This is a genomic window from Paenibacillus sp. FSL K6-1096, assembly GCF_037977055.1.
Taxonomy (GTDB): Bacteria; Bacillota; Bacilli; order Paenibacillales; family Paenibacillaceae; genus Paenibacillus_AQ.
On record NZ_CP150274.1, the window covers coordinates 5,092,725 to 5,115,796 of the forward strand.

General features: G+C 54.9%; 25 protein-coding genes. 23 read left to right on the forward strand and 2 right to left on the reverse strand.

The features are described from left to right. The first annotated feature begins 12 nt into the window (after positions 1-12). The 11 genes from MHI24_RS22615 to MHI24_RS22665 all read left to right on the forward strand — a co-directional run bounded on the left by MHI24_RS22615 (position 13) and on the right by MHI24_RS22665 (position 11,292). Positions 13-432 carry a thiol-disulfide oxidoreductase DCC family protein gene (locus MHI24_RS22615; RefSeq protein WP_340021769.1) on the forward strand — a complete coding sequence of 140 codons (420 nt, stop codon included), beginning with the start codon at positions 13-15 and terminating at the stop codon, positions 430-432. Between the two features lie 197 nt (positions 433-629). Further along, a complete protein-coding gene (locus MHI24_RS22620) occupies positions 630-1,793 on the forward strand; it encodes a hypothetical protein (RefSeq protein ID WP_340021770.1) in 1,164 nt (387 codons plus the stop codon). Next, positions 1,790-3,061: a CpaF family protein gene (locus tag MHI24_RS22625; RefSeq protein WP_340021771.1), complete on the forward strand. Its 1,272-nt coding sequence runs from the start codon at positions 1,790-1,792 to the stop codon at positions 3,059-3,061. The genes MHI24_RS22620 and MHI24_RS22625 overlap by 4 nt, the downstream gene beginning before the upstream one ends. Before the next feature lie 56 nt (positions 3,062-3,117). After that, entirely contained in the window at positions 3,118-3,918 is an 801-nt protein-coding gene (locus tag MHI24_RS22630; protein ID WP_340021772.1) for a type II secretion system F family protein, read from the forward strand. An 18-nt stretch (positions 3,919-3,936) separates the two neighbouring features. Further along, the gene (locus MHI24_RS22635; RefSeq protein ID WP_340021773.1) at positions 3,937-4,809 is read left to right on the forward strand and encodes a type II secretion system F family protein; all 873 of its coding nucleotides are present in this window, start codon (positions 3,937-3,939) and stop codon (positions 4,807-4,809) included. Between the two features lie 12 nt (positions 4,810-4,821). Continuing rightward, the gene (locus tag MHI24_RS22640) at positions 4,822-5,010 is read left to right on the forward strand and encodes a Flp1 family type IVb pilin (protein ID WP_340021774.1); all 189 of its coding nucleotides are present in this window, start codon (positions 4,822-4,824) and stop codon (positions 5,008-5,010) included. Continuing rightward, positions 5,007-5,672 (forward strand): TadE family protein, encoded by a 666-nt coding sequence (locus MHI24_RS22645; protein ID WP_340021775.1) that lies wholly within the window; start codon positions 5,007-5,009, stop codon positions 5,670-5,672. Before MHI24_RS22640 ends, MHI24_RS22645 begins: the two co-directional genes overlap by 4 nt. 71 nt (positions 5,673-5,743) lie before the next feature. Beyond that, positions 5,744-7,993, forward strand: a complete 2,250-nt coding sequence (locus tag MHI24_RS22650; protein ID WP_340021776.1) for a hypothetical protein — start codon at positions 5,744-5,746, stop codon at positions 7,991-7,993. 12 nt (positions 7,994-8,005) lie between these two features. Further along, positions 8,006-9,001, forward strand: coding sequence for a TadE/TadG family type IV pilus assembly protein (locus MHI24_RS22655; RefSeq protein WP_340021777.1), 996 nt, complete (start codon positions 8,006-8,008; stop codon positions 8,999-9,001). Positions 9,002-9,026: 25 nt separating this feature from the next. Then, complete coding sequence (locus MHI24_RS22660) at positions 9,027-9,539, forward strand: A24 family peptidase (protein WP_340021778.1); 513 nt, start codon at positions 9,027-9,029, stop codon at positions 9,537-9,539. A gap of 40 nt (positions 9,540-9,579) precedes the next feature. Beyond that, complete coding sequence (locus MHI24_RS22665; RefSeq protein WP_340021779.1) at positions 9,580-11,292, forward strand: DUF6382 domain-containing protein; 1,713 nt, start codon at positions 9,580-9,582, stop codon at positions 11,290-11,292. Between the two features lies 1 nt (position 11,293). Here MHI24_RS22665 and MHI24_RS22670 read toward each other — a convergent pair whose 3' ends face one another. Both MHI24_RS22670 and MHI24_RS22675 read right to left on the reverse strand, forming a co-directional pair. Beyond that, positions 11,294-12,196, reverse strand: a complete 903-nt coding sequence (locus MHI24_RS22670; RefSeq protein ID WP_340021780.1) for a TIGR01777 family oxidoreductase — start codon at positions 12,194-12,196, stop codon at positions 11,294-11,296. Positions 12,197-12,241: 45 nt separating this feature from the next. Continuing rightward, entirely contained in the window at positions 12,242-12,706 is a 465-nt protein-coding gene (locus tag MHI24_RS22675) for a DUF2621 domain-containing protein (RefSeq protein WP_340026762.1), read from the reverse strand. 171 nt (positions 12,707-12,877) lie between these two features. Between MHI24_RS22675 and MHI24_RS22680 the strand changes: the two genes are divergently transcribed. The 12 genes from MHI24_RS22680 (at position 12,878) to MHI24_RS22735 (ending at position 22,493) form a co-directional block, all read left to right on the forward strand. Then, entirely contained in the window at positions 12,878-14,005 is a 1,128-nt protein-coding gene (locus MHI24_RS22680; RefSeq protein WP_340021781.1) for a deoxyribonuclease IV, read from the forward strand. A gap of 51 nt (positions 14,006-14,056) precedes the next feature. Further along, complete coding sequence (purU, locus tag MHI24_RS22685; protein ID WP_340021782.1) at positions 14,057-14,953, forward strand: formyltetrahydrofolate deformylase; 897 nt, start codon at positions 14,057-14,059, stop codon at positions 14,951-14,953. Positions 14,954-15,203: 250 nt separating this feature from the next. Next, positions 15,204-15,920: a hypothetical protein gene (locus tag MHI24_RS22690; RefSeq protein ID WP_340021783.1), complete on the forward strand. Its 717-nt coding sequence runs from the start codon at positions 15,204-15,206 to the stop codon at positions 15,918-15,920. A 30-nt stretch (positions 15,921-15,950) separates the two neighbouring features. Beyond that, positions 15,951-17,015, forward strand: a complete 1,065-nt coding sequence (locus MHI24_RS22695; protein WP_340021784.1) for a hypothetical protein — start codon at positions 15,951-15,953, stop codon at positions 17,013-17,015. After that, the gene (locus tag MHI24_RS22700) at positions 17,012-18,463 is read left to right on the forward strand and encodes an ATPase, T2SS/T4P/T4SS family (protein ID WP_340021785.1); all 1,452 of its coding nucleotides are present in this window, start codon (positions 17,012-17,014) and stop codon (positions 18,461-18,463) included. Before MHI24_RS22695 ends, MHI24_RS22700 begins: the two co-directional genes overlap by 4 nt. 12 nt (positions 18,464-18,475) lie before the next feature. Then, positions 18,476-19,525 carry a hypothetical protein gene (locus MHI24_RS22705; RefSeq protein WP_340021786.1) on the forward strand — a complete coding sequence of 350 codons (1,050 nt, stop codon included), beginning with the start codon at positions 18,476-18,478 and terminating at the stop codon, positions 19,523-19,525. Positions 19,526-19,536: 11 nt separating this feature from the next. Beyond that, a complete protein-coding gene (locus MHI24_RS22710; RefSeq protein ID WP_340021787.1) occupies positions 19,537-20,406 on the forward strand; it encodes a hypothetical protein in 870 nt (289 codons plus the stop codon). 79 nt (positions 20,407-20,485) lie between these two features. After that, the gene (locus tag MHI24_RS22715; protein WP_340021788.1) at positions 20,486-20,695 is read left to right on the forward strand and encodes a hypothetical protein; all 210 of its coding nucleotides are present in this window, start codon (positions 20,486-20,488) and stop codon (positions 20,693-20,695) included. Positions 20,696-20,700: 5 nt separating this feature from the next. Beyond that, complete coding sequence (locus tag MHI24_RS22720) at positions 20,701-20,844, forward strand: hypothetical protein (protein ID WP_238652520.1); 144 nt, start codon at positions 20,701-20,703, stop codon at positions 20,842-20,844. 15 nt (positions 20,845-20,859) lie between these two features. After that, a complete protein-coding gene (locus MHI24_RS22725) occupies positions 20,860-21,240 on the forward strand; it encodes a hypothetical protein (protein WP_340021789.1) in 381 nt (126 codons plus the stop codon). 20 nt (positions 21,241-21,260) lie between these two features. Next, on the forward strand, positions 21,261-21,758 hold the full coding sequence (locus MHI24_RS22730) for a hypothetical protein (RefSeq protein WP_340021790.1): 498 nt from the start codon (positions 21,261-21,263) through the stop codon (positions 21,756-21,758). Between the two features lie 96 nt (positions 21,759-21,854). Then, positions 21,855-22,493 (forward strand): hypothetical protein, encoded by a 639-nt coding sequence (locus MHI24_RS22735; RefSeq protein ID WP_340021792.1) that lies wholly within the window; start codon positions 21,855-21,857, stop codon positions 22,491-22,493. Positions 22,494-23,072: the final 579 nt, after the last annotated feature.

Here is a 23,072-nt window from a genome sequence, read left to right on the forward strand (position 1 = left end):
GGGGATGGCGGGATGACTGGAGCGGACGAGGGAAAGCAGAAGGAGGCGATCGTGCTGATTGATGGGGTCTGCCATCTGTGCCAGGGGCTGGTCCGGTTCATCATTCCCCGCGATCCCCAGGCGAATTTCAAATTTGCTTCGCTGCAGAGCGAGGCGGGCCAGGCATTGCTGAGAGCCGGAGGATTGCCGGAGCATCAGTTGAATACAGTAGTGCTGGTAGAGGACGGCAAGTATTATACTGAATCGGCTGCTGCGCTGCGGATTGCCCGCCGGCTGCGGTTTCCGTGGCCTGCTCTCTATGCGTTCATCCTCATCCCCAGGCCGCTGCGCAACGCGGTGTACAGGTTTGTAGCCAGGAACCGCTACCGCTGGTTCGGCAAGGATGAACAGTGTCTGGTGCCTACACCCGAGCTGAAGCGGAGGTTCTTATAGACATAGCCCTGGAAGGCGGATTCTGGGAGGATCAGTCGAATTATGGAAAAAAGCTATTGCTGAGCGTTTATATATATGCTACTATAGCAATAAATTAAGGAACAGTAACGGAAGCACCGTTCAATGACCGTATTCACGGTTATTGGCGGTGCTTTTTTGCTGTTCTTTGTTGTGTATTCCGGGAGGAGGATGAGTTCATGACGGCAAGAATTGTGCTTGCGGTCCGGGAGAGTGAGTACATAGAGCCGCTGTTGCATTATCTGCACCACAGTGAGTATGGAGAGCTGATGCGGATCACGGCTTTCAGCAAATTAGAGGCCTTCATGGAATTTATGACAGGCGATGAGCTGCCGGATGCGGTGGCCGGAGACCGGTCCTTCATTGAAGCCTGGCTGGTTGAAGGACGGGCCTCTATTCCGTGGGCAGTGTTAAGCGGAGACGGTGAGCTGCCGGGCGGAGGCGGCCTTGCAGGGGGCCGGAGAATCGCCAAATATCAGGCGTTGCCCTCCCTGCTGGAGGCGATGCTTCAACTGGGTGATCTGAAGCGGGTCAGAACTGCCGCACTGCCTAAGGAAGAGGCGCTGCTGCTCGGGATCGTCTCGGCCAGCGGCGGCAGCGGCAAGACGACGGTTGCGCTGAATATGGCGAAGCAGCTTGGAGCCCTTGGGCTGTCCGTATTCTACCTCAACCTGGAGAGTGTGGACAGCAGCGGACTTTACCTGCGGATGCCAGGAGGGAATGTTCCCGGGCTGGAGCGGCTGCTCTACGAGCTCAAGGCTGGAAGTGCAGGGGGCAAGGGGGAGAAGGTGCAGCCGGACTGGGGCAAATATGTGTTCAGACATGACAGCTTGCGCTGCGATGCCTTCCGGCCCGTTGAGAACTTCAAGGAGAAGCTGCAGATGTCGCGGCAGGACACGCTGGATATACTGGAGGGTCTGGCCCGCTCCGGCAGCTATGATGCCGTTATTGTGGATACCGGCTCCTTAGAGGAGGAGCGGATGCAGGCTGTTCTGCACAGATGCGGAGCTCTGCTATGGGTGATGAAGCAGGAGCAGGTCAGTCTCATGAAGACGGAGCGCTGGATGGATTATATGGCAAGCCCGCATTCGGACATGCCGCAGGAGCTTGCGGGCCGGAGCAGAATCGTGATGAACGGCTGGGCCGGGGCGGAGAGTGAACCGCTGCTGGCAGCGGCCGGACTCCGGCTGGATGCCGTTCTTCCGTCTATTCCTTCCTGGGGGACGCAGCATGGCGGAGAACTCTGCCTGAGCTCTCCGCCGTTCATTGCCGCAGTCCAGCAGCTCTGCCGGACGGTAGTAGGGCCGGTATTGCCCGGAGTGTTCACCGGAACGCCGGTATGAATGATGATCTGTTCAGGGCGCTGCGCAGCGATATCCGGGCGGGGCTGGATGTAACTTCGGTTATAGGGAATCAGGAGTTGGCCGCTTTCATCGAGCGGACGATCCTGGAGCGGGAACAGCTGCGTCTCCTTACCGCCCAGGAGAAGCATGAGCTGGTGAAGAGGCTGTTCGACTCCTTCCGCGGGCTGGATATTCTGCAGCCGCTGGTGGACAATCCGGCCATTACGGAGATTATGATCAACAGTCATGAGGAGATTTTTATTGAGGAGGAGGGGATGATCCGCAGGCTGCCGCTGGCTTTTGAATCGGGGAGCAGGCTGGAGGATATTATCCAGGTGATCGTCTCCGGGGTGAACCGGGTGGTCAATGAATCCTCGCCGATTGTCGATGCGCGCCTGCCGGACGGCTCGCGTGTCAATATCGTCCTGCCGCCGGCGGCGCTCAAAGGCCCGGCCATGACAATCCGCAAATTCCCTGAGACGCCGATGACAATGGAGGAACTGGTGAAGCGCGAAGCTCTCAGCGGGGAAGCGGCTGAGCTGCTCCAGCTGCTGGTCGCCGCCAAATACAATATCTTCATCAGCGGCGGCACCGGCTCGGGTAAGACGACCTTTCTGAACGCCTTATCCCAGTTCATTCCGCCGCAGGAGCGTGTCATTACGATAGAGGACTCCGCAGAGCTGCAGATTGTCACGGTGCCGAATCTGGTCTCGCTGGAGACCCGAAACGCCAATACCGAGGGACGGGGCGAGATTACGATCCGGGATTTAATCCGCACTTCTCTGCGGATGCGTCCGAACCGAATCGTGGTCGGCGAGGTGCGGGGGGCCGAATGCCTGGATATGCTCCAGGCGATGAACACTGGACACGATGGAAGTCTATCGACAGGACATTCCAACAGTGCGCTGGACATGCTCAGCCGCCTGGAGACGATGGTGCTTAGCGGGGCAGACTTGCCAGTTGCGGTTGTCCGCCAGCAGATCGGCTCGGCGATCGATATCTTCGTGCATCTCTCCCGGCTGCGTGACCGCTCGCGGCGGGTGATGGAGATCAGCGAAGTAGCTGGTATCCAGGGCGGTGAGGTCATCCTGAATCCGCTCTATGAATTCCGGGAGGCGGGGGAGCAGGACGGCAGGATACAAGGCAGGCTTATAGCCTGCGGCAACCCGCTGCGGCATACGGACAAGCTGCGGATGGCAGGCATCCGTGATTATCCACTCCGCAGGTATGAACAGGCCAGCGCCGGGAAGGAGGTGATTGTACCCTGAATATTTTGCAGAAGAGGGAGAAGCGTTCTCCGGCAGAAGAGCGGGCTAGAGGCTCTGTGAAGAGATCACCGCCAGTTCGGACGGCAGGGGCGGCGGGAGCGGGAGAACAAGCGCTTTTGCCGGATTATACCGTATACGAATTGACCTCTCTGCAGAGAGTGACAGTCATCCTGTGTGCGGGACTCGTGCTGCTGGGCATTGGTTACTTGTTCTATCACCGGCTGCTGCTGGCTGTATTGCTGGTCCCCGGCAGTGCCTACGGGCCCCGGCTGCTGCGGCAGTATTTGTTGCAGCGCCGCCGGGCCGCACTGAACCTCCAGTTCAAGCAAATGCTGTTCTCGCTCTCCTCATCGCTCTCGGCCGGACGGTCGGTGGAGAACGCGTTCCGGGAGGCGGTGCAGGACCTGCGGATGCTGGACCCGGAGGGGGCCAGTGACATGATCTCTGAGCTGAATATTATCTGTGCCCGCATGGAGAACGGCGAACCGATAGAAGATGCGCTGTATGATTTCAGCTCAAGGGCAGGCATGGAGGATGTGGAACGCTTCGCAGATGTGTTCATGGTCTGCAAGCGGACGGGCGGCGATCTGGTTGAGATTGTGCGCCGCACATCGGGTATTATCGGCGAGAAGCTGGATATCCAGCAGGATATAGCGGTCAGCATTGCCCAGAAGAAATTTGAGGCCAAGGCGCTGCTGGTCTCCCCGCTGATGATGGTAATGTTTATGAGCCTGAGTGCCGGAGATTATATGCAGCCCATGTACACTGGTGCAGGCATTGCGGTCTCAACACTGGCGCTGATCGCCCTGTTCCTCTGTTACCTCTGGACCAACAAGATTATGGATATTCCGCTGTAACGGAGGGGGAGTGAGGAAATGTCATTCATCTGCGGGGTGATTCTGCTCCTGTGCGCCGGGAGTTGGCTATTCCTGCGTATCAAATGCGGAGGCCGCTATACTGCACTGCGGGAGCTGCCCATGGAAGGACTGCGGCTGCGGCGGCTGGGTGAGCCTCTGCTGCTGCTCGCAGAGAGAGGCAGAATCGCCAGCTATCTTCCGGCAGTGATGTTCAGAATTCAGCGCTCGGTACAGCGGATCTATGGAATGCGCTACAGTGCAGAACGCACCTTGCTTTTTATGGGGGAGATGCTCAGCTTCAGCTGGCTGCTGATGGCAGGCGGCAGCGCATTGACTATGGCGACAGGGGAGCAGGCAGGCATCATTATCGGCGGGGGGCTTGCCGTGGCCGTTCCGGTGGCGATGGTCAGCGACCTGCACAAGAAGGTGCGTGTGCGGGAGCAGAACATAATGCTTGAGCTGCCTGAGCTGCTGAACAGCATCGTGCTGCTGGTTGGCGCGGGGGAGACGGTGCAGCGGGCCATTATCCGCTGTGTGAACAGCCGGCAAAAGGATGCTGCCCACCCGCTATACGCTGAGCTGCTGAAGATGACGGCCGAATGGGAAGGGGGCTACTCCTTCCAGCAGGCCTTCGAGAACTTCAGCAAGCGCTGTGCGGTGCAGGAGGTATCGATTTTCACAACTACAGTACTGCTGAATTACCGCAGAGGCGGAGCCGACTTCGTTCTGTCCTTGCGTGACCTGTCACGGATGCTCTGGGAGAAGCGGAAGGCGATCAGCCGCACACGCGGGGAGCAGGCCTCGTCGAAGCTGGTGTTTCCGATGGTTGTAATCTTTCTGATTGTGATTGTGCTGGTGGGAACACCTGCGCTTATGATGCTAAAAATGTAGGAGGAGATAGGTATGGTAACGCAGATTGCTGAGGGTGCAAGAGGCTTATGGAAGGATGAGGAGGGTCTTGGCACGCTGGAGATGATTCTGATCATCGCTGTGCTGATTGCGGTGGTTCTTGTATTCCGCGAGGAGATTGTGAAGGTGGTCAAGAGCCTGATCAGCACTGCCGGGGATAAGAGCCAGGAAGTCTTTGAGTGATTCCGTTATATGAGGACGAAGGGAGCTTCACGGTTGAGGCTTCACTGCTGCTGCCGGTCATTATGGGCATCACCATGCTGCTGCTGTTCTTCACCTTGTACAGCTACCAGAAGTCGATGCTATTGCAGATTGCGTCAGCTGCCACGGAGCGTGCCGCCTACAATTGGGAGAACAGCAACCGGGCAACGAACGGTGAGTTTCCGGCCGGCAATTACGATCCGCTGTATTGGCGAATCAGTGAGGATGGCCTGCTGTCTTCGATGTTTGGCACTGGAGCAGAGAATGGAAGTACAAGGATCAACCTGCCTGGTGATGCCAATAGCGGCGGGCCATTGCCGGCGGTGAAGCTGAAGCGTGCTTCACAGATGGTCCCGGCCGGACTGCAGGGTGAGATGAACTATGCTTATGGCCTAACAGGCCGCAGGATCAGCATGGAGCTGAACAAAATGCTGCGCCTGCCGGTGCTGGATCACATGCTTGCTGATGGAGCAGCCCCAGAGGTTTCAGCCCGTTCCTTCGTTACAGAGCCTATTGAATTCATCAGGACAGTGGATCTGATGCGGTACTATGGGGCCAAGTTCAAGCAGGTCACAACCGGCAGCAAGGAAGGCGCGGGCATGAAGAAGAAGAATGCGGCGTATATGCTGGAGAAGCTGCACTGAAGGCTTCAGGCAGCAACCGATTGGGCTGGAGACCGGCCGGGATCACGCAGGAAGAGGGAGCTCAGATACGTATGTTCAAGCATAGCACGTTCTTAAGGAGGCGGCTTACCCGGAGCCGGTACGTGGATTGCGCCGAAGGTTCGGTATCCATTTTTCTGATTATGGTGTTGGCGTTTGTCTTTCTGTTTACATCAGTGCTGATTGATTATGCAAGGATTGCCGCAGTGAATGTACAGGAGGAACGGCTGGTGAGGGCCGGTATCCGCTCTGTTATGTCTGCTTATGATATTGAACTGCGGGAGAACTACGGATTATTCGCTTACGGCGGCGGTGACGGGAACCAGCTGTTATCCAAGGTGCTGAACGATAATCTGTACGAGAGCGGACGGGGGGATGCGTTTAATCTGCTGCCCTTGAAGATCGATGCTTCATCCCTGAACTGGAGCCGTCCGCTGGGCAGATATGACATCTTCCGGCGGCAGATTATTGAGGAGATGAAGTACAAAGCGCCGGTCGATTTCGCGCTGGAGCTGGCGGGCAAGCTTAAGCCGTTATCGGCAGCGATGGGAGAGGCCTCGCGGACTACGGAGATACTGGGAGACCTCCAGCCCTTATATGACCAGCGTGAGGAAGCGCTGGACCTGATGCTGAAGAAGCGGATGGAAGCGGCTGACAGTGCACAGAAGCTGGGGCAGCTTCTGATGAATCCGCCTGGGGATCATATTCCTTCGCTTCCGCTGGGTACGCTGGCCTCCAGCTCTGATATTCCGGCAATGTACGCGGATTATTTAAATAAATATTATGCGGACTATTACCGTGGTCCCAAGCAATGGCCCATGTATACCGTTGCTCTATCCCGTTACAGGAGCCAGGTTGAAGAACTGACAGGCCGGATTCCGGCAGCGCTGGCGGAGTTTCAAGCCGGGAATAGCCGTCTGCTGGATGAAGCTGCGGCAGCGCTTGAGCAGGCCAAGGCAGTGAATCTCCAGATGAGGAGTGTGCTGGATCAGGCGGCGGCTGAAGCGGGGGGAGCCGAGACTGACCCTGCAAGCGGCTGGGATATCCCGGGGACAGCGGGAGAGCTTAGCTCAGAGCCTCTTCAGAAGCTGCGGGAGCAGGCCCAGGGACTTATCCTTCCTGAGGCAGAGCTTGATGAGATGGCGAATCATATCAATGGACAGCGGACTGCTGCGCTCTCTGTGGAGCCGCTGGTCTCCAGTCTTTCGGATCTATTAATCACGGCAACCGGGCTGAACGCAGATTACTCTCAGATGAGTAATGGGGTGCTTAACGCCTCTCAGGCAGTTACCGGCTATATAAGAGGTTATGGGCAACAGGGCAGTGTGATCGCTGCCGAAGCTGCACAGATTGAGAGCCGCCGCACTGCTGACGGCCAGCGCAGGCAGACAGAACAGCAGGCGAAGGCGAAGCTTGGCGATGCGATGAAGCTGCTGGATCAGATCCGGGAGTTAGGAAGCAGCGCACAGGAGGCGATGGAGCAGTACCGTATTCTGCGTCAGTACTACCGGGAGAATGTCTCCTTCAATGAAGGTGCAGAACAGGAAGCGCCGGCTGCTGGAATCGACGACAACCAGTATACGGCCGGGAAATCTTCGATGAAGAATATGGACGGCATCTATGCGGCTGTCGGCAGTGTGCTGGAGGGGGCCAGAGACCGCCTGTATCAGACAGAGTATAGTGCCATGTATTTCCGGCATTTCGATCTGTCCGCGCTGGCGTCCATTGTATCGGGGAGTGGTGAGGGAGCCGGAGGCCAGCTTGGAGAGCAGCTCCAGCCGCAGGCGCAAGGGCTGGAATATATTCTGTACGGCTTCAATAATCCGGCGGGGAACGTGGCAGCGGCTTACGGGGAGATTTTTGCCATACGGCTGGCTGTGCGGACGATGGAGGGCATGATTGAGAAGGCCGGGCTGGGCAATCCGCTCGCTGTTCTGGCAGCCGCCTTGCTCTACGGAATCGAGCAGGCGGTCCAGGATATGATCCTGCTCTGCACGAAGGGGGAGATTCCCTTATCCAAGTACATGACGGCACAGCTTACCTACCGTGACTATCTGCGGCTGTTTCTTCTGCTTCATGGAGCGGGCGATGAGCAGCTGGCCCGGATGCTTGCGCTGATCCGCCTGCATACCGGCAGTAATCCGGCAGAGAAATATACATATGCATCAGCGGAGCTTACGGCGGGCATGCCGCTGTGGTTCCTTCCGGGTGTAGTGAAGCTGGTGGATTACAGTGCGGGACTCTCCGGCGATGTAAGGGGCAAGTATTATTTCAGACAAGTCAGGGCTGACTTTGCTTATTGAGGGGGCGGGAGAATGAAGCGCTGGCTGAGGACACCGCCGGGCACGCGGGATGAGGGCAGCATGGTGGTGGAAGCGGCCCTGGTCCTGCCCGTGTTCCTGTTATTTATCTTGTTCCTCATCTTCATTGTACAAATGACACTATATTCTACAGCGCTCCAGAGCACGGCATCTGACGCCGTCAAAATGATCTCCACCCATATGTATCCGGCGGCTCTGGCTGCGCAGCAGCAGGGTGCTTCAAGCGGGAGCGATGATGCTGGACAAGCTGAGGCGGAGGGTGGCGCCGGGGAGTCTGCTTCCCGCAGTGTGTGGAGCATTCCCAGGCTATCGCTGGTTGAATGGAGCGAGGCCTATGTGGAGAAGCTTCCACAGCCGATGGAGACCTGGGTCAGGGCTGCTGTCCGCGAAGGAGAAGGGCCTCTGCAGAAGCTGCAGGCTGAAGCTTCCGAAGCCGCGCTCGATCTGGTGCTTAAGCCGATGCTGCGGCCGTATGTATCCTCGGATTGGCTTGAATATAGCCGGATTCATGTGTCCAATGTGACGGTGCCGGATCTGAAGAAGGGAGCTCATCCATATTTCGGCCTGGTCGTCAGCTATGATCTGCCGATGCGGGTCCCGTTCCTGAATCAAAAGATTGTACTGGAAGCCAGTGCGGTTGAACGTCTATGGATCGGCAACACCGATGATTCCGGGGAAGGCGGTCCGGCTGAACCAGGTGAGGAGGAGGGGAACATCTTAATCCTAGAGAAGCCGAACCCCGGAGTAGCGAACCGCCAGGGCATTATCAAGGTCAAGGTGCCTCCCGGAGCATCGGCGAATCTCTCGATCTTCTACAAGACCGGCCAGAGCACGGCCAAGTATCTGGGCTGGAAGCAGGCGGATGAGAACGGGTTGATCGAATGGGAATGGAAAATCGGCGTCAATACGACCCCGGGAACCTGGCCGTTTGTTGTTGCGCTGGCGGATGGCACTTCAATTGAGGCGACCTTTACGGTAGTGAAAAAATAACAGGCTGGAGAAAGGAGGGACATGGATGACAGAATGGGGTTTGTGGGGCTGCCTGCTGTTTCTGACCGCGGCATTATTCACAGATGTACGCTGGATGCGGATTCCTAACTGGATTACACTGCCTGCATTCCTAGCGGGAATAACCTTGCAGACAGTCATCAACGGCTGGCAGGGGCTGCTGTTCTCGCTGTACGGCAGCGGAGCGGGATTCTTGCTGCTGCTGATCATGTATTTTATTGGAGCGGTGGGGGCTGGTGATGTGAAGCTGTTTGCCGCCATTGGAGCCTGGACCGGGGTGCTGTTCTCCCTTCAGGTGATTGTATATTCCGTGCTGTTAGGAGCGGTAGTAGGCTTGCTGCTTATTCTCTCCCGGCGGGACACGGGCCGCAGGCTGCGCAGCACGATCAGCAGAACAGCAGGCTTCCTGCTGCTCCGCAGGATGGGCTTATCGGCGGTCAGGCAGAATGGTGAGCTGCTGCGGTTTCCTTTTATGCTGGCGGTGTTCCCGGGGTTCCTCTGTGCATATTACTATTTCTGATGCAAAGCTTATTACTACGCAGCTTAGGAGGTGAAGAAATTTGTTCGGATTAGAACGGGATTTCATTCAGCAGGACGGAATAACGATGCTGCTGGGCAGAGCCGGGGGACTAACCGCTGGGGAGCTTAATATGGTGCAGGTTCGGATGCTGATGAACAGCGGTATTCCGCATCATCTGCGGCTGTTGCTCAGAGAGATAGATCTGCAGGTAACACTGGAATATACCGTTTCTAAGCGTAAGATGCTGGGGATGCTGCTCAAGAGCGGGAAGCTGAGTATGACTGAATTCCTTGGGCTGCTGCTGCAGATTGCTGCCGGGATGGAGGAAGGGAGACTGTATATGCTGCGCCCCGAGCAGTATGCGCTGCATCAGGACTACATCTTCATTGAAGGTCCACTTAGCAGCGGCAGGGTCTTCCTGACCTGTATTCCGCTGCAATGCATTGAACCAGCCCTTAAGCCGGGCGAGTCGATGAAATCGCTGATTATGGTCTGCATGGCTGCGATCCGCGAATTGTCGGGTGACGGGATACAGAGGCTCCTGCAATATTGCGATGAAGAGAATTTCAATCCTGCCGGACTCAAGGAGCTGCTGGCCGAATTGCTGACGGGTGGAGACAGCCAGACGGTCTATGCGGAAGCAGTGGAAACAGAGCATGCAAAACCGAGCCAGGCGGCGGATGCAGAGGGCTCTGCTGTTAATAAGGTAAGCCAGAATCCCGGATCAGGCCAGATGCCGCCTCCGCTACGTAACGTGACTGAACCGGCCCTGAGACCACCGGCGGTTGCAGCCAACCCCTGGGGTCAGGGGGAGCGGGAGATAGAGTCTCACGGCTCTATCCTTGATAAGACTCCCTGGATGAAGCCTGTACCAGGGCTGAGGCAGCCGGACAAGCTTGGAGGAGCACAGCCGCTAAAGGAAATGCCGCAAGAATCCATGCAGGCTTCGGACGGGCCTGGTCCATACCGGACCTATGTATTGCTTGGCGCAGTGCTGGGTGATGCCTTGCTGTGGAAGTTCCTTTATCTGGATGATCCAAGGAAGCTGTGGCTCGCCGTCTGCGGAGCAGCTACCGTTGGGCTTGCAGTCTTAAGCTGGCTTATCTTAAGCGGAAGGCTGTTTCAGGGCGAAGCTGAGGCCGGGGAGGAAGCACTGGAAGAGGAGATCGCGGACCGGAGAAGTACAGCCTGGAACCGGAGGATTAGAAGTGAAGCCGATTGGGATTTCAGCAGGAATCCGGTGGTTCCGTCCCGGCCGGTACCTTCAGAGCAAGAATCTTCAGCTGGTGCGGGCGGCTTTACGGGGAGCTCTGCTAAGAGAGCACAGGCACCTATGGGCATGACCGGAAGCACCCCGCAGACGATGGAGCCGGTCAAGCCAACAGCGCTGCTTACACGGGACCCGGCTCAGGAGGCAGGGGGAAGAGCGTCCGAACCCGGCCGGACCACGCCTTATCTTGAGCGAAGCAGCCCGGATCACAGCGGAGCCCCCGAGCGGATTGAACTGAACCGCCCCAGCTTCATCATCGGGCGCTCCGCTGAGGTGGCCCAATATGTTGAGGCTTCCGAAGGGGCCTCGCGGGTGCATGTTGAAATCTCCAGAGGCTCCGGCGGATATATCTTGAAGGACCTGGATTCCAGGAATGGTACGCTGCTTGCGGGCGAGACTATGGTTCCTTATAAAGAGTATCCGTTGACTGAAGGGGCTGTGTTCACGATTGTTAAGGGCACTTATACCTTCCGCAGTGCTTAAGCTATTCCGACTTCAACTGTTCCAGCGCCGGCTGCAGGGTAGGATAGGTGAAGGTGAAGCCATGGTTGACCGCTTTGGAGGGCAGCACGCGTTGACCCTTCAGCAGAATTTCTGACAGCTCGCCGACAGCAGTCTTCAGCACAAACGCCGGGACAGGGAACCAATGCGGGCGGTGGTAGACCTTGCCGACCATCTTGCCGAACTGCTCATTCGTGACCGGCTGCGGAGCTGTGGCATTGACGGGACCATCGATCTCAGGCTGCAAAACGCAGAATTCAATCAGCCGGACGATATCCGCAAGATGAATCCAGGACAGCCATTGCTTCCCGCTGCCGATTCTGCCGCCGAAGCCAAGTGAGTAAGGCAGCTTCATCTTGGGAAAAGCGCCGCTCTCATTGCCCAGCACCACACCCGTGCGCAGCTTGATCAGCCGGAAGCCCTGATAAGCTTCATCCGCAGCCTCTTCCCAGGTCTTGACGACTTCTGACGGGAAATCGACTACCCGGACCGGGGAGGTCTCATCATAAGTATCCTGCTCAGAAGTACCGTAGATAGCGACAGCGGAGGACTGGACGACTACAGGGGGCTTATGCTTAAGGGATTGCAGCAGCTTCCCGGCAGAGTCAACCGTAACCAGCCGGGATTCCATGATGGCCCGCTTACCCCCGGGAGTCCAGCGCTGGCTGAGTGAAGCTCCGGCAAGATTAATCAGCGCATCTGCGCCCTCCGCCGCTTCGGGGTTTGCTTCCAGGCTGTTCCAGGTTAGATAGCTGAGATTCGGATGTCCGGGCTTGCCTTCGGGAAGCTTCCGCCCGACACTGAGCACCTGGTGGCCGCTGCGCAGCAGATACCCGGTCAGCTCCCTGCCGATGAAGCCGCTGCCTCCGCAAATGATATATTTCATAGGGATTCTCCTGTTCTGGATAACTTATATTACTGTGACGGTATGTTATTTCACCAGATGCTTGTAGGGGGCATAGTCGATGCCGTTCTTTTCCAGAAAATTAATCAGGAAGCGGTTATCACGCCGGGGCGTGGCGAGAATATATCCTTGGATACAGTGATCACGGGTTACTTCTGCGGCCCCGCTCTCCACGGCAAGCCGGCCGATCTCGGCAGCGATGGAATGCTTGGCGATATCACGGAAGGGACCGGGCACCGGCTGGACAAGCTGGTCCAGGAACGCCTTCATCTCGTTGCTCCACAGCGGACGGCTGCGCTCGACCCAGTAGTTCTGCCAGTCCAGCTTAGATTTGCCGTCTGCCTTGGGCAGCACCTTCAGAAATTTGCGGAACATGAAAAAGCCGCCGATGCACATGCAGCCCAGCAGGACAAACGTCCAGAATGCAATCGAATTCATAAACCAGTTGCTTGGCGCCGTGGATAATAAGCTTGAGGATAATTGGTAATGCATTGATACACCGCCTTTGACAATGATGATTGTCACTTTCCTTTTGCTCCTCTTGAGTATATCGCATTTGCCGGGTTTTGCGAAGCGGAAGCGGCCCTCCCGGACCTGCCTAGATTTATTCTCCCGATCACGGTAGAATAAGGGTTAATTCGTGAGGGAAAGAGGGAAATAAACATGCTGAAAATAGGTTCTCATGTGTCCTGCGCGGACAAGGGGCTGCTGAGCGCAGCCAATGAAGCCAATGAATACGGATCTACCTCGTTTATGATATATACGGGAGCGCCGCAGAATACGCGCCGGAAGCCGATTGAGTCGATGTTCCCCGAGGAAGGGAAGCTGGCGATGCGGGAGAACGGCGTCAGCGAGATTGTAGTGCATGCCCCCTACATTATTAACCTGGGCTCCTACAAGGAGAACACCTACCAGCTCGCCGTAGACTTCCTGCAGGAGGAGATCCGCCGCACCCATGCGCTGGAGGTGAAGCATATTGTTCTCCATCCGGGTGCCTACACCGATAAGGATGCTGCATTCGGGGTTCAGCGCATTGCCGACGGCTTGAACGAGGTGCTGGGCGGAACAGATGAGACCGAAGTCCATATCGCACTGGAGACGATGGCCGGCAAGGGAACAGAGGTTGGCCGCAGCTTCGAGGAGATTGCCTCTATTATAGATAAAGTGGAATTTAATCAACGGCTGTCCGTTTGTCTTGATACCTGCCACATTCATGATGCGGGCTATGACATCGTGAACGATCTGGACGGGGTGCTACAGCAATTCGATGATATTATCGGTCTTAAGCGGCTGGGCGTCATTCACATCAATGACAGCAAGAACCCGCGCGGAGCGGGCAAAGACCGCCATACCCCGATTGGTTCCGGCTATATCGGATATGAGGCTATCCATAATGTCGTGCATCATGAAGCACTGGCCGGGCTGCCGTTCATCCTGGAGACCCCATGGATCGGCAAGGATGCCAAGAAGGTTCGTCCGATGTACGAGATAGAGATTGCGCTGCTGCGCGGCAATGTGGCGGAGCGCTTTGGAGCGGAATTCCTCCAGGAGCTGGAAGAGCTGCACGCCTTCATGGACAAGCAGGAGCTGGATTCCCGCCGTTATGTACTGGATGTATGGGAGCTGCTGAAGAACGACGCCAAGGCCAAAAAAGCAGATCCCCGCGAGCCTATGGAGCGTCTGTACGACCAGGTTATAGCTGCCGGATTGTTCCCTCAGCTTAGTGAGGAAGCCGTTAACCACCGGCTGATCGCCTGGATGGCCGGCAAGCAACTGCTCCAGAACGCGTAGTCTTACCCGATAACCGATTGCTTAAGCAGATGAGAGGATGGACAGAGGATTATGGAATTACATGTGAAAAGAGATCATTCATCAGGCACCCATCACCCGGACAGGGCACGTATGCTTATCTCCTGTCCTGACGGTCCGGGGATTGTGGCGGCGGTATCGCATTTTCTGTACCAGCACGGGGCCAATATAGTGCAGTCCGATCAATATACGATGGACCCGGACGGCGGGATGTTCTTCATGCGGGTAGAGTTTGACCTGCCTAATCTGGATCAGCGGATTGAAGAAGTGCGTACCATCTTCGGCGGGGTTGCCGAACGCTTCAAGATGGAATGGCAGATTTTCAGCGTAAGCCACAAGAAGCGGCTGGCGATCTTCGTCTCTAAGGAGGACCATTGCCTGGTCGAACTCCTCTGGCAGTGGCAGGCCGGGGATCTGGATGCGGATATCGCCCTTGTCGTCAGCAACCATACCGATATGCAGGCTTATGTGGAGTCTTTCGGGATTCCATTCCATCATATTCCGGTTACGGCCGAGACGAAGGCTGAAGCGGAAGCGCGTCAGCTCGGGGTAATCGGTGATGATATCGATGTTATCATTCTGGCCCGGTACATGCAGATTATTTCTCCATCGTTCATTGAGCATTACCGCCACCGGATTATCAATATCCACCATTCGTTTCTGCCCGCATTCGTTGGCGGCAAGCCGTATGCCCAGGCGTATCAGCGCGGGGTCAAGATCATTGGTGCGACTGCCCACTATGTGACAGAGGAACTGGACGGCGGCCCGATTATTGAGCAGGACGTGCAGCGTGTCAGCCACAGCGATGATGTGAACGAACTGAAGCGCATCGGACGTACGATTGAACGGGTGGTTCTGGCCCGGGCCGTGAAATGGCATATCGAGGACCGTATCCTCGTACACCACAATAAGACCGTTGTGTTTAATTAATACCACTCCGGCAGAAGTCAGGGATCAGGCGATATGCAGATAATAACAGCAGCTTGCCCGCCTGACTTTTGCCGGAATCCTTCTTCAGCCGGGAGTGCCTCCCGCAGCCTCATGCAAAACAACCTCACAATGATAATCTAATACACTTCTCAACACGACAGGTAAAAAAGCATTTTACCGGACATTTTGGCTCTTAGGCCAAGATGTATTTTGCTATGTGCAGAAATCACATTCAAAGGGGGTAAAAGGCTTGGCAACGCAACACGGACGACTGTTAAAACGCAATTATCTCTTTGCCTTTCTCATCCTGATCATCGGCTTCGGCGGACTGCTGGGCTATGATCTTTACTTCAAGCCTTATGTATTGTCGCAGACCGTGGTCAAAATCAAGGTTGATGACGGTGGCATTCTGCCGAAGAATCATGAACTGACTGCGGATCATCTCTATCTGGATTCCGTGCAGACCAAAGACGTTCCGGCCGGGTTCATCCGCAGCGTGGATCAGGTAAAGCATAAGATTACGAACGTGAATCTGACCGATGGCAGCATTCTGACGGAAGCTCTGGTCGATGTAAATGAACTGGAGCCGCAGCAGGATGAAGGCATTTTCCCCATTCCCAAGGATGCCATCTATGCCATTAACGGCTCTCTGCGCAGCAGGGATAAGGTCGATATTTATCTGGTTGATGAACCGGCCGGTTCCGGGCCTGCAGCCACGGCAGACGAGGAGACTCCGCAGGAGATTCCGGCCCGTAAGGTCTTCTTAAGCGGCGTGACCGTGAACTATGTGCGCACAGAAGATAATAATGATGTGCTCGATTCAGAGAACGGCAACAACAATAACCGGTTTACCTCAACCGGGAAAGTAGCTGCCCCCGAGCTGAAGCTGAAGAAAAGCGACGGCGAGCTGCTGGGCACATACCTGGAGCAGGGCAAAAAGCTGTGGATTGTCAGGGTGGTTGAATAGGACCTCATATGAAAGGAGGAAGGATAAGACGTGAAAATATTCAGTCTGGGTGTGGATCAGCTGACGAATAATGAGATCAAGCTTACCGGCTTCACTGTGATTGCGCAACATGTGCTGCCGGAGCCTGAACATGCCGGAGGACATCTCCTGATGGTCACCAGCGAGCAGGTCCCGGTGCAGGATTTAAATGAGCTGCGTACGAGATACCCTAATTCCCTGATCCTGTACATCTACCAGCACAAAGGGGTGAGAAGTTATCAGGCGGTTCATATGAAATGTGAAAGCTTGGGCGTCTTCTTCATGCCCCCGCGTTCAACCTCAGCCGCGATCATAGACAAGCTGCGCTATATGCTGGAGGACGAGTGTAAGGAGAGCAGTAATCTGGTCGGCTTCTTCGGCTCCGGGCCAGGCATCGGCTGCACCAGTATAGCCAAGCTGTTCGCCAGAAGGATAGCCGCTTCAGGGCTGCGGGTGATCCTGCTGGGACTTGATCTGTATGATCCCGGTTATGACCGGCGGACGGCAGTCAGCCTGGACAAGCTGCGCCCGCGGATTACCGGCAAGATGCTGCATAATGAGGATTTTGACGGATGGGTCAAGCAGGAAGGCTACATCTATCTGCCCGGTAACTTCGATTATCTTAGCGCGCAGGATTATCAGGAAGAGGAGATGGAGTACCTTCTGGCCAGAGCGGGCAGCAGCGCCGATGTAGTGATTGCGGACTTCGGATCAATTCCCGAGAGCGCCGCCTGGTATGTAGGCATGCAGAAATCCGCGCTGCGCATGATGGTCACGCATCCAAGGCACGAGTACAGGCTGCAGCCCCTGATGGAGCTGGCCGGGCATATGGATCTGCAGCCGCAGGATTTCCAGTGGATCGTTAACCGCAGCAATGTGGAGGAAGTGACTTCACCGAAGAATCTGGCCCTGCGCTTTGGCAGTGAGCTGCTGCTGGAGCTGCCGTACTATCCGTCTTTCCCGGAGAATCTCCCGCTCGGCAAAAAAGAGCTTCAGCAGGTGGACAGTAAGGTTCACGCGCTGCTGGTATCGCTGGGCCTTGCCCTGGAAGTCCGAAAGAAGGGGATATTTCTATGATAAGCAGTAATGCGGCAGTAGACATCCGGCTGTTCTCACTGAAGGAGAGCGTGCTGCGCACCAGCAAGCCGGGCAAGGAGGACTTCTACAGCTTCCTGCACACCATGAAAAGCGAAATGAACACCGGACTGGACCGGGAGGAAGACAGCTATTTCGAGTTGAATGCCAAGGCGCTCATTGGAGACCCGCAGGCGGTCAGCTTTTTCATGAACGAGATTGAGAAATACTTACGCCGCACCCCGTTCACCGGGCAGGTGCCGGAGGCTTACCGGACAGCAGCCGAAGCGCTGTTTCATGAATGGAAGGGCTTTGGCCCCGCGTACCGCTGGTTCACGGACAGGGCTTATAGTGAATCCACCGGGATGCAGATTATCGGGCGGCAGATTTTTTATAACCATCAAGGCAGGTTTGTGGCGTATCCCTATGAGATGCCTTCGCTGGACCGGGTAGAGCAGCTGAAGCGCTCGCTTCTAAAGAGTGATCCGGGCAAGAAGCTGAACAAGGATAATCCTTCGGTAGAATTTAAAATGGATGACCCCCTGTGGCCGGGCCGCTTCATCCGTCTGGCGATCTGGGTCTCCCCGCGGGTCTGGGAGGGCTTCACCACCATCTCGCTGCGGCGGCAGGTCTTTGAATTTCTGGATCTGGATGACCAGGCGGGTACAGAATGCATTCCTGCGGAAGCGATTGATCTGATCCGTGCGCTGACCGGTACGTTCCGCAATACGATCATTGCCGGTGCCGTAGGATCGGGCAAAACCACGTTCGCCAATACCATTGTCGGGGAGCAGCTGCTTGGCTCATCCTCCTGTATGGGTGTCGTAATGATCGAGAAGCACCCGGAGTCGATTCTGCCTTACCAGATCAAGGGTCACCGGATTATCCCGATCCAGGCCTCCAATGAGGAGCTCATGGAGGTTGGGGTGGAATCGCTGCGGCATGACCCGAACATTCTGTACATGACGGAAATGCGTTATCACGAGTGGGAGTTCTACCTGTGGAGCGGTGAGAAGGGGTATGACGGCATTACTGGGACTTTTCATACGGTGGATGCGGAGGACATCCCTTATCAGGGGGCGTTTGCCGTATCCACGCGGATTGGCGGCAGCTTGAAGGGGCATCTCATCTCGGCGCTGAAATCGTGCGAGCTGGTGTTCATTCTGGAGAGTGTGCCGGAGGGCAAAAAGCGGCTTGCGCGAATCTCCGAGGTCTACTATGAGGAGTCCACCAACTCGGTATTTGCGAATGATCTGATGCGCTGGGAGCCGGAGCAGTCGGGCTGGAGCTATAATGACAGGCTGACCGAAGGGCTGATGCTGAAGATGAAGAAGAAAAACGCCAGAGCCGCGCGGGTATTTCTGCAGGAGCTTGGCCATCTCGCCGCGCAGAAGCCGATGACGGGTCCGCTGAAGGAGAGTCTGAAATCCAAAATGGTGTTGAACGAATAGGAGGGGAAACCTGTGGAGCTTCTGCTGTATATCATCCGGTTTATCCTTCATTTACTCGTAGCGGGCGGACTCTGGCTATTGGTGAGGCCGCTGATCGAGCGGCATTTGCAGCAATGGGGCTACAAGCTGGATTCACGGATGAATCTGCGGATGAGCCGGTTTGGCCAGAAGGTCAGTACGGTCAGGCAAACGATGTGGCTGTACCGCCATCTGGATAAGCTGCTGTACTTTGCCGCGAAGAGATACGAGCCGGGAATCAGTGTGCTGCGTTTTGCCGCGCGCTCAGGAATGCTGTTCCTGGGGGTGTATCTGTCGAGTCTGTTGACGCTTAAGGAGCTGCCGGGGCAGCTTAGCTTCAGCAATCCTTTTCTGGAGGGAATGGTGTTAAACGATGGCGCGCCGGTTCAGCACGCTTGGCGGCTGCCGCTGTTCCTGGCGGTTCTCGCGGCCTCTATCCCTTATCTGCGGATGAGATATACCTATGCCCAGCGTAAGGTGCGGGGAAGCTACGATCTGCTCGATGTGATTCAGATTGCCACCAAATTTACGCATCTGTCTGCGGATTCGATTTTGCAGAGAACCAGTGATTTGCTGCCGGCAGACAATGTGCTGAAGACCCCTCTGAAGCTGCTGGGGGCGGCGTTCGCCAATTACAGCCATGAGCGGGAGCTGAATGAGGAAGCGGAGCGTTTTGCCGGAGCGATTGGAACGACATTTGCGGTTGAATTCGTATCGGATCTTCTGTATTGCGAGAAGGAAGGGACACGTTATCTCAAAAGCTCCCTCATGGCGCTAAGCCGCACCATGGAGCTGCAGCGGGAGACGATTCTGACGGTCAAGGCAAGCAGCCGGGATGCGATCAGCCTGGGGCTGTACGGAAATCTGATCGTGCTGGTGTCTTCGGTGGGAACATTCATGTACATGCTGAAGCCTGATGTTTATTTCAAACTACAATTCGAGACGTCCATTGGACTGGCGTTCATGATGGTGATTATTGCGGGCTTGTTCATCTCGTTCATGATCAGTACCATTCTGGCCAGGCCCAAGCTGGACTACCACTAAGGTGATGACTTATGGAGCGAGTACTACTATTAATAGCTGTAGCAGGGATTGTATATCTCGCCTTACTGGTGTTTGTTAGCAGCAGCAGCCGGCAGGAGCGTTATATGCTTCGACTGGGAGTGAAATGGAGAGCCTTCGGCGAACGCCTGCACAATGAGCGGCTGCAGCAGCTGCTGAACCGGAGCGGACTGACGATTTCAGCCGGTAAAATCATGCTGTTTCGTTATTCGGCGGCACTGCTCTATCTGCTTGTCCAGGCAACGGGGGATTTCATCCGCTCTGAGTCTATGTCGGTCTATGATCCGCTGATTGCCTTGCTGATTCTGCTGGTTACCAGTCCGCAGCGTGTGCTCCCACTGGGCTGGCTGCTGGCCTGGCTGCATCAGAGAACCCTGATTCAGCAGGACGGGGAGCTGATCTCCTTCATCCGCCTCTACGAGAATAACCGGCTGCGTAAGCGCGGGTATGTGGAGTTTGGTGCTTTTTGCGCCGGGACAGCCAGTCATTTCAATTATATCCGCCAGGAGCTGTATGAGCTCTCCGAGCGGGCGGTGGATGAGGGGACGGAGCGGGCGATTGAATGGTTCTGCGGCAGATTTCCCGGGAATCACGCGTTCATCAACGACATCCGTTCGATTCTGCTGGCGACAGAAGGGATGGACGATGACCATGAGGCGGCAAAATATTTGCGCGAGCAGGGCAAAATTATTACCAAGATTTCTAGCGATCAATATCTGAAGAAATGGTCTTTTATCGGGGATATTTCGACAATCATCAATGTGATTCCCTCTATCGCTACCTTCCTTATGATCGTCTCGCTGGCGATGCAGTACATTATGCTGATCAAAGGCAATTTCAACGGCGTTGGCATGTTTCAGTGAGCAGAAAGTACCGAAGGTGAAATTTTTGTTATATTCAAGCAGGCTTTTAAAATATACAATCAAAAGGGAGATATTAACAATGAAAAAAGATGCTATTTCGACTGGTTTGTTCATCGCGATCGGATTCCTGTGCGTGGCTATCGTAATTGCGATCCTGATTCCTGTGGTCCGGGACGTGATTGATAAGGCGGATGACAACAGACCGGAGATTCCCAAGGTGAGCTATGTGCAGCCGGGAGAATCCGGGAAAACGGAAGTAACATATACGCTTGCTCAACCTCTGGTTTAACAGAGATGAAGAAGGATTCGATTTCCGTTGCGCTGTTTCTGGCGATTGGCTTTGTGATTGCGGGGATTTTTATCGCTGGGGCTGTGAGCATCATCGGCGGCAGCCAGGATGAGATCATTACCCATGTCAAAGCGGTTGAACAGTACTAAAAGGAGGCGCTGCGCTTGAAGGCAACCGTCCTCCGGGCCTTGTTCATGTGGCTGGTGCTGTTCATTATTCTGCAGCCGATTTTTTCGTATATCGATTATTTGCTCGATCTGCAGGTCAAGGCCAACACCTCGTATATCACGCAAAAAGCAGCGACAGAAGGTAGAGTCACACCCTCTATGAAAGCTGAAGTCGTTGCTAACCTGAAGGCTGTCGGATTCCCGGAGAATTCAATTAAAATCACAAGTGGAACAGAAGTAATTCTGGAGCGCAAGCAGCGGATTGATGTGTTCGTGACCGCGCCCAGGGTGAACCTGTTTCCGTATAATTTCTCCGGCGTATCCCAGCCGACCCTGTACTATGGACATAGCACGATCATGAGTGAATATCTCGATTGATTAAGGGATGAAACAAACCTATGGATTATGTGATTAAGCTGGCGTTTGTGCTGCTGATTTTTATCTATTCTTGGTTTTTTCAGATTCAGAACCAGGAGTGGGACACGGTCCGCAGTATGCTTAAGGATGCCAACAACATGGCTGTCCATGACGCCTCCCAGGAGTTGAACGAAGCTGCGCGGGCACAGGGCCGTCTGGTCATTGCCCCCGCTGAGGCGTATGCCGCCTTCCGCCAAACCCTGCAGCGCAATCTCGGACTGGATGACGGCTTATCCCCCTTAGCGGGGAGCCGGCTTCAGGCGCAGGTGAAGATCGTCAAGTTCGACATTGTGGACGAAGCCACGGGAGCTACGTTTCCCATGCTCTATGAAGACCCTGCTTATGGTATCACCAAATACATACAAGGCCCTTCGGTCATTGCCGTCATTCAGACGCAGCATCCGGTTCTTATCTCAAGAGACAAGGTGCAGGAAGCGATCACAGTCCCGGCGGTTCAGGAATATAGGATGAATCGGTGAGGGGTCGGCGAAGACGAGTGAGATCTAACAGCGTAAGGCGAACGAAATTCAAATAGCGAAGGAATTATGATTATAAAACTAAGGGAGAGATAGATTATGATGAACAGGAAGATTAGCAAGGGGAAAGCAGGAGTGAAATTTTTTTTGGCGGCAGCTCTGCTCGCGGGTTCGGTTGTTCAGGGCGGGGCGGTTAGTGCGGCGGGGGCACAGTCTGTTCAGCCTACAGCAAAGGCTGCGGCTACGCCGATTATGAGGGACAACCTGTCTAAATACGGGTTGGTGAAGGATGTGGAGCTGCCGGTTACGGTTACGGCCGGTGGGCTGAGTTATACGTTGGAGAAGATTATGATTTATGATGCGAAGTCGAAGGATGCTCAGGGGCTGGCTAAACAATATGGATATGATCTGGATGGTGCCCAGTATTTTATTTGGACAAAGATTACGGTAGAGAATAAGGGAACAACAGTTGTCCAAAGAAACTTTAAAGATTTGAAAAATAAATGGCGTTTCAATTTTGGTGATCTATCTGAAGGTGAGGCATTCAATATCATGCCAAGTAAATTTGTCAATATAGAAAATAGCAAAAGTGCTTTATGGACATGGGTATTGAAACCGGGGGAAAAGTTAAGTTCTTATCAAGGCTTTTTATACAGTGGTAAGTTCAACTATTTTGAGATTTGGTTAGATAGCAAAGGGACATCTGCCACAAAGTACATTGTGAACGAGAAGAAGTAGAGGATGAAGGAATGAAAACTAAACAATTTTGGATTACCGCAATGGTTATCCTGTTAGTTTTTGGGTTGCTTTCGCCAACTCTCATCTATTCTGCAGAGAGTACAGGGGCTAAGCAAGGCAAAGTCAGCATACCGGTGACAACCGGGTTAATCGGCTCAGGGAATAGTGCCAAGACATTTTATCTGGATCTGCCCAGCGGGGTCACCGGCCCCGCAATTAAGACAGGGACACTTGAATATTCAGGAAACAACAGTGTTGTAGGAGCTCTCACTGTCGAGAACGGGAAGATCAAGGTTACGCTGAAGGGTAACGTGAGGGAGGAGACTTTTCCCGTATTAGGGAAAGATGGACTGTTTACCAAGCCTTTTGTGAGCACTCCCGGAAACTCCATCTGGCGCTATGCCGATGGACGGCGCTGGCAAATCAACGATTACAAAGAAGACAAGGGGTACAACGTAAGTTACAACAAAAATGCAGACGATTACGGAGTACCATCTGCAGTACCACCTAAAACAACGGTTTCAACGAAGTCAGACCCCGTGAATCCTAGTGCAGCAACTTGGTATAAGCTGGATCAAA

Coding starts and splice junctions, on each gene's coding strand:
- MHI24_RS22615 (WP_340021769.1), top strand. CDS start 13: ATGACTGGAGCGGACGAGGGAAAGCAGAAGGAGGCGATCGTGCTGATT.
- MHI24_RS22620 (WP_340021770.1), top strand. CDS start 630: ATGACGGCAAGAATTGTGCTTGCGGTCCGGGAGAGTGAGTACATAGAG.
- MHI24_RS22625 (WP_340021771.1), top strand. CDS start 1,790: ATGAATGATGATCTGTTCAGGGCGCTGCGCAGCGATATCCGGGCGGGG.
- MHI24_RS22635 (WP_340021773.1), top strand. CDS start 3,937: ATGTCATTCATCTGCGGGGTGATTCTGCTCCTGTGCGCCGGGAGTTGG.
- MHI24_RS22640 (WP_340021774.1), top strand. CDS start 4,822: ATGGTAACGCAGATTGCTGAGGGTGCAAGAGGCTTATGGAAGGATGAG.
- MHI24_RS22650 (WP_340021776.1), top strand. CDS start 5,744: ATGTTCAAGCATAGCACGTTCTTAAGGAGGCGGCTTACCCGGAGCCGG.
- MHI24_RS22655 (WP_340021777.1), top strand. CDS start 8,006: ATGAAGCGCTGGCTGAGGACACCGCCGGGCACGCGGGATGAGGGCAGC.
- MHI24_RS22660 (WP_340021778.1), top strand. CDS start 9,027: ATGACAGAATGGGGTTTGTGGGGCTGCCTGCTGTTTCTGACCGCGGCA.
- MHI24_RS22670 (WP_340021780.1), bottom strand. CDS start 12,196: ATGAAATATATCATTTGCGGAGGCAGCGGCTTCATCGGCAGGGAGCTG.
- MHI24_RS22675 (WP_340026762.1), bottom strand. CDS start 12,706: ATGCATTACCAATTATCCTCAAGCTTATTATCCACGGCGCCAAGCAAC.
- MHI24_RS22680 (WP_340021781.1), top strand. CDS start 12,878: ATGCTGAAAATAGGTTCTCATGTGTCCTGCGCGGACAAGGGGCTGCTG.
- purU (WP_340021782.1), top strand. CDS start 14,057: ATGGAATTACATGTGAAAAGAGATCATTCATCAGGCACCCATCACCCG.
- MHI24_RS22700 (WP_340021785.1), top strand. CDS start 17,012: ATGATAAGCAGTAATGCGGCAGTAGACATCCGGCTGTTCTCACTGAAG.
- MHI24_RS22710 (WP_340021787.1), top strand. CDS start 19,537: ATGGAGCGAGTACTACTATTAATAGCTGTAGCAGGGATTGTATATCTC.
- MHI24_RS22715 (WP_340021788.1), top strand. CDS start 20,486: ATGAAAAAAGATGCTATTTCGACTGGTTTGTTCATCGCGATCGGATTC.
- MHI24_RS22720 (WP_238652520.1), top strand. CDS start 20,701: ATGAAGAAGGATTCGATTTCCGTTGCGCTGTTTCTGGCGATTGGCTTT.
- MHI24_RS22730 (WP_340021790.1), top strand. CDS start 21,261: ATGGATTATGTGATTAAGCTGGCGTTTGTGCTGCTGATTTTTATCTAT.
- MHI24_RS22735 (WP_340021792.1), top strand. CDS start 21,855: ATGATGAACAGGAAGATTAGCAAGGGGAAAGCAGGAGTGAAATTTTTT.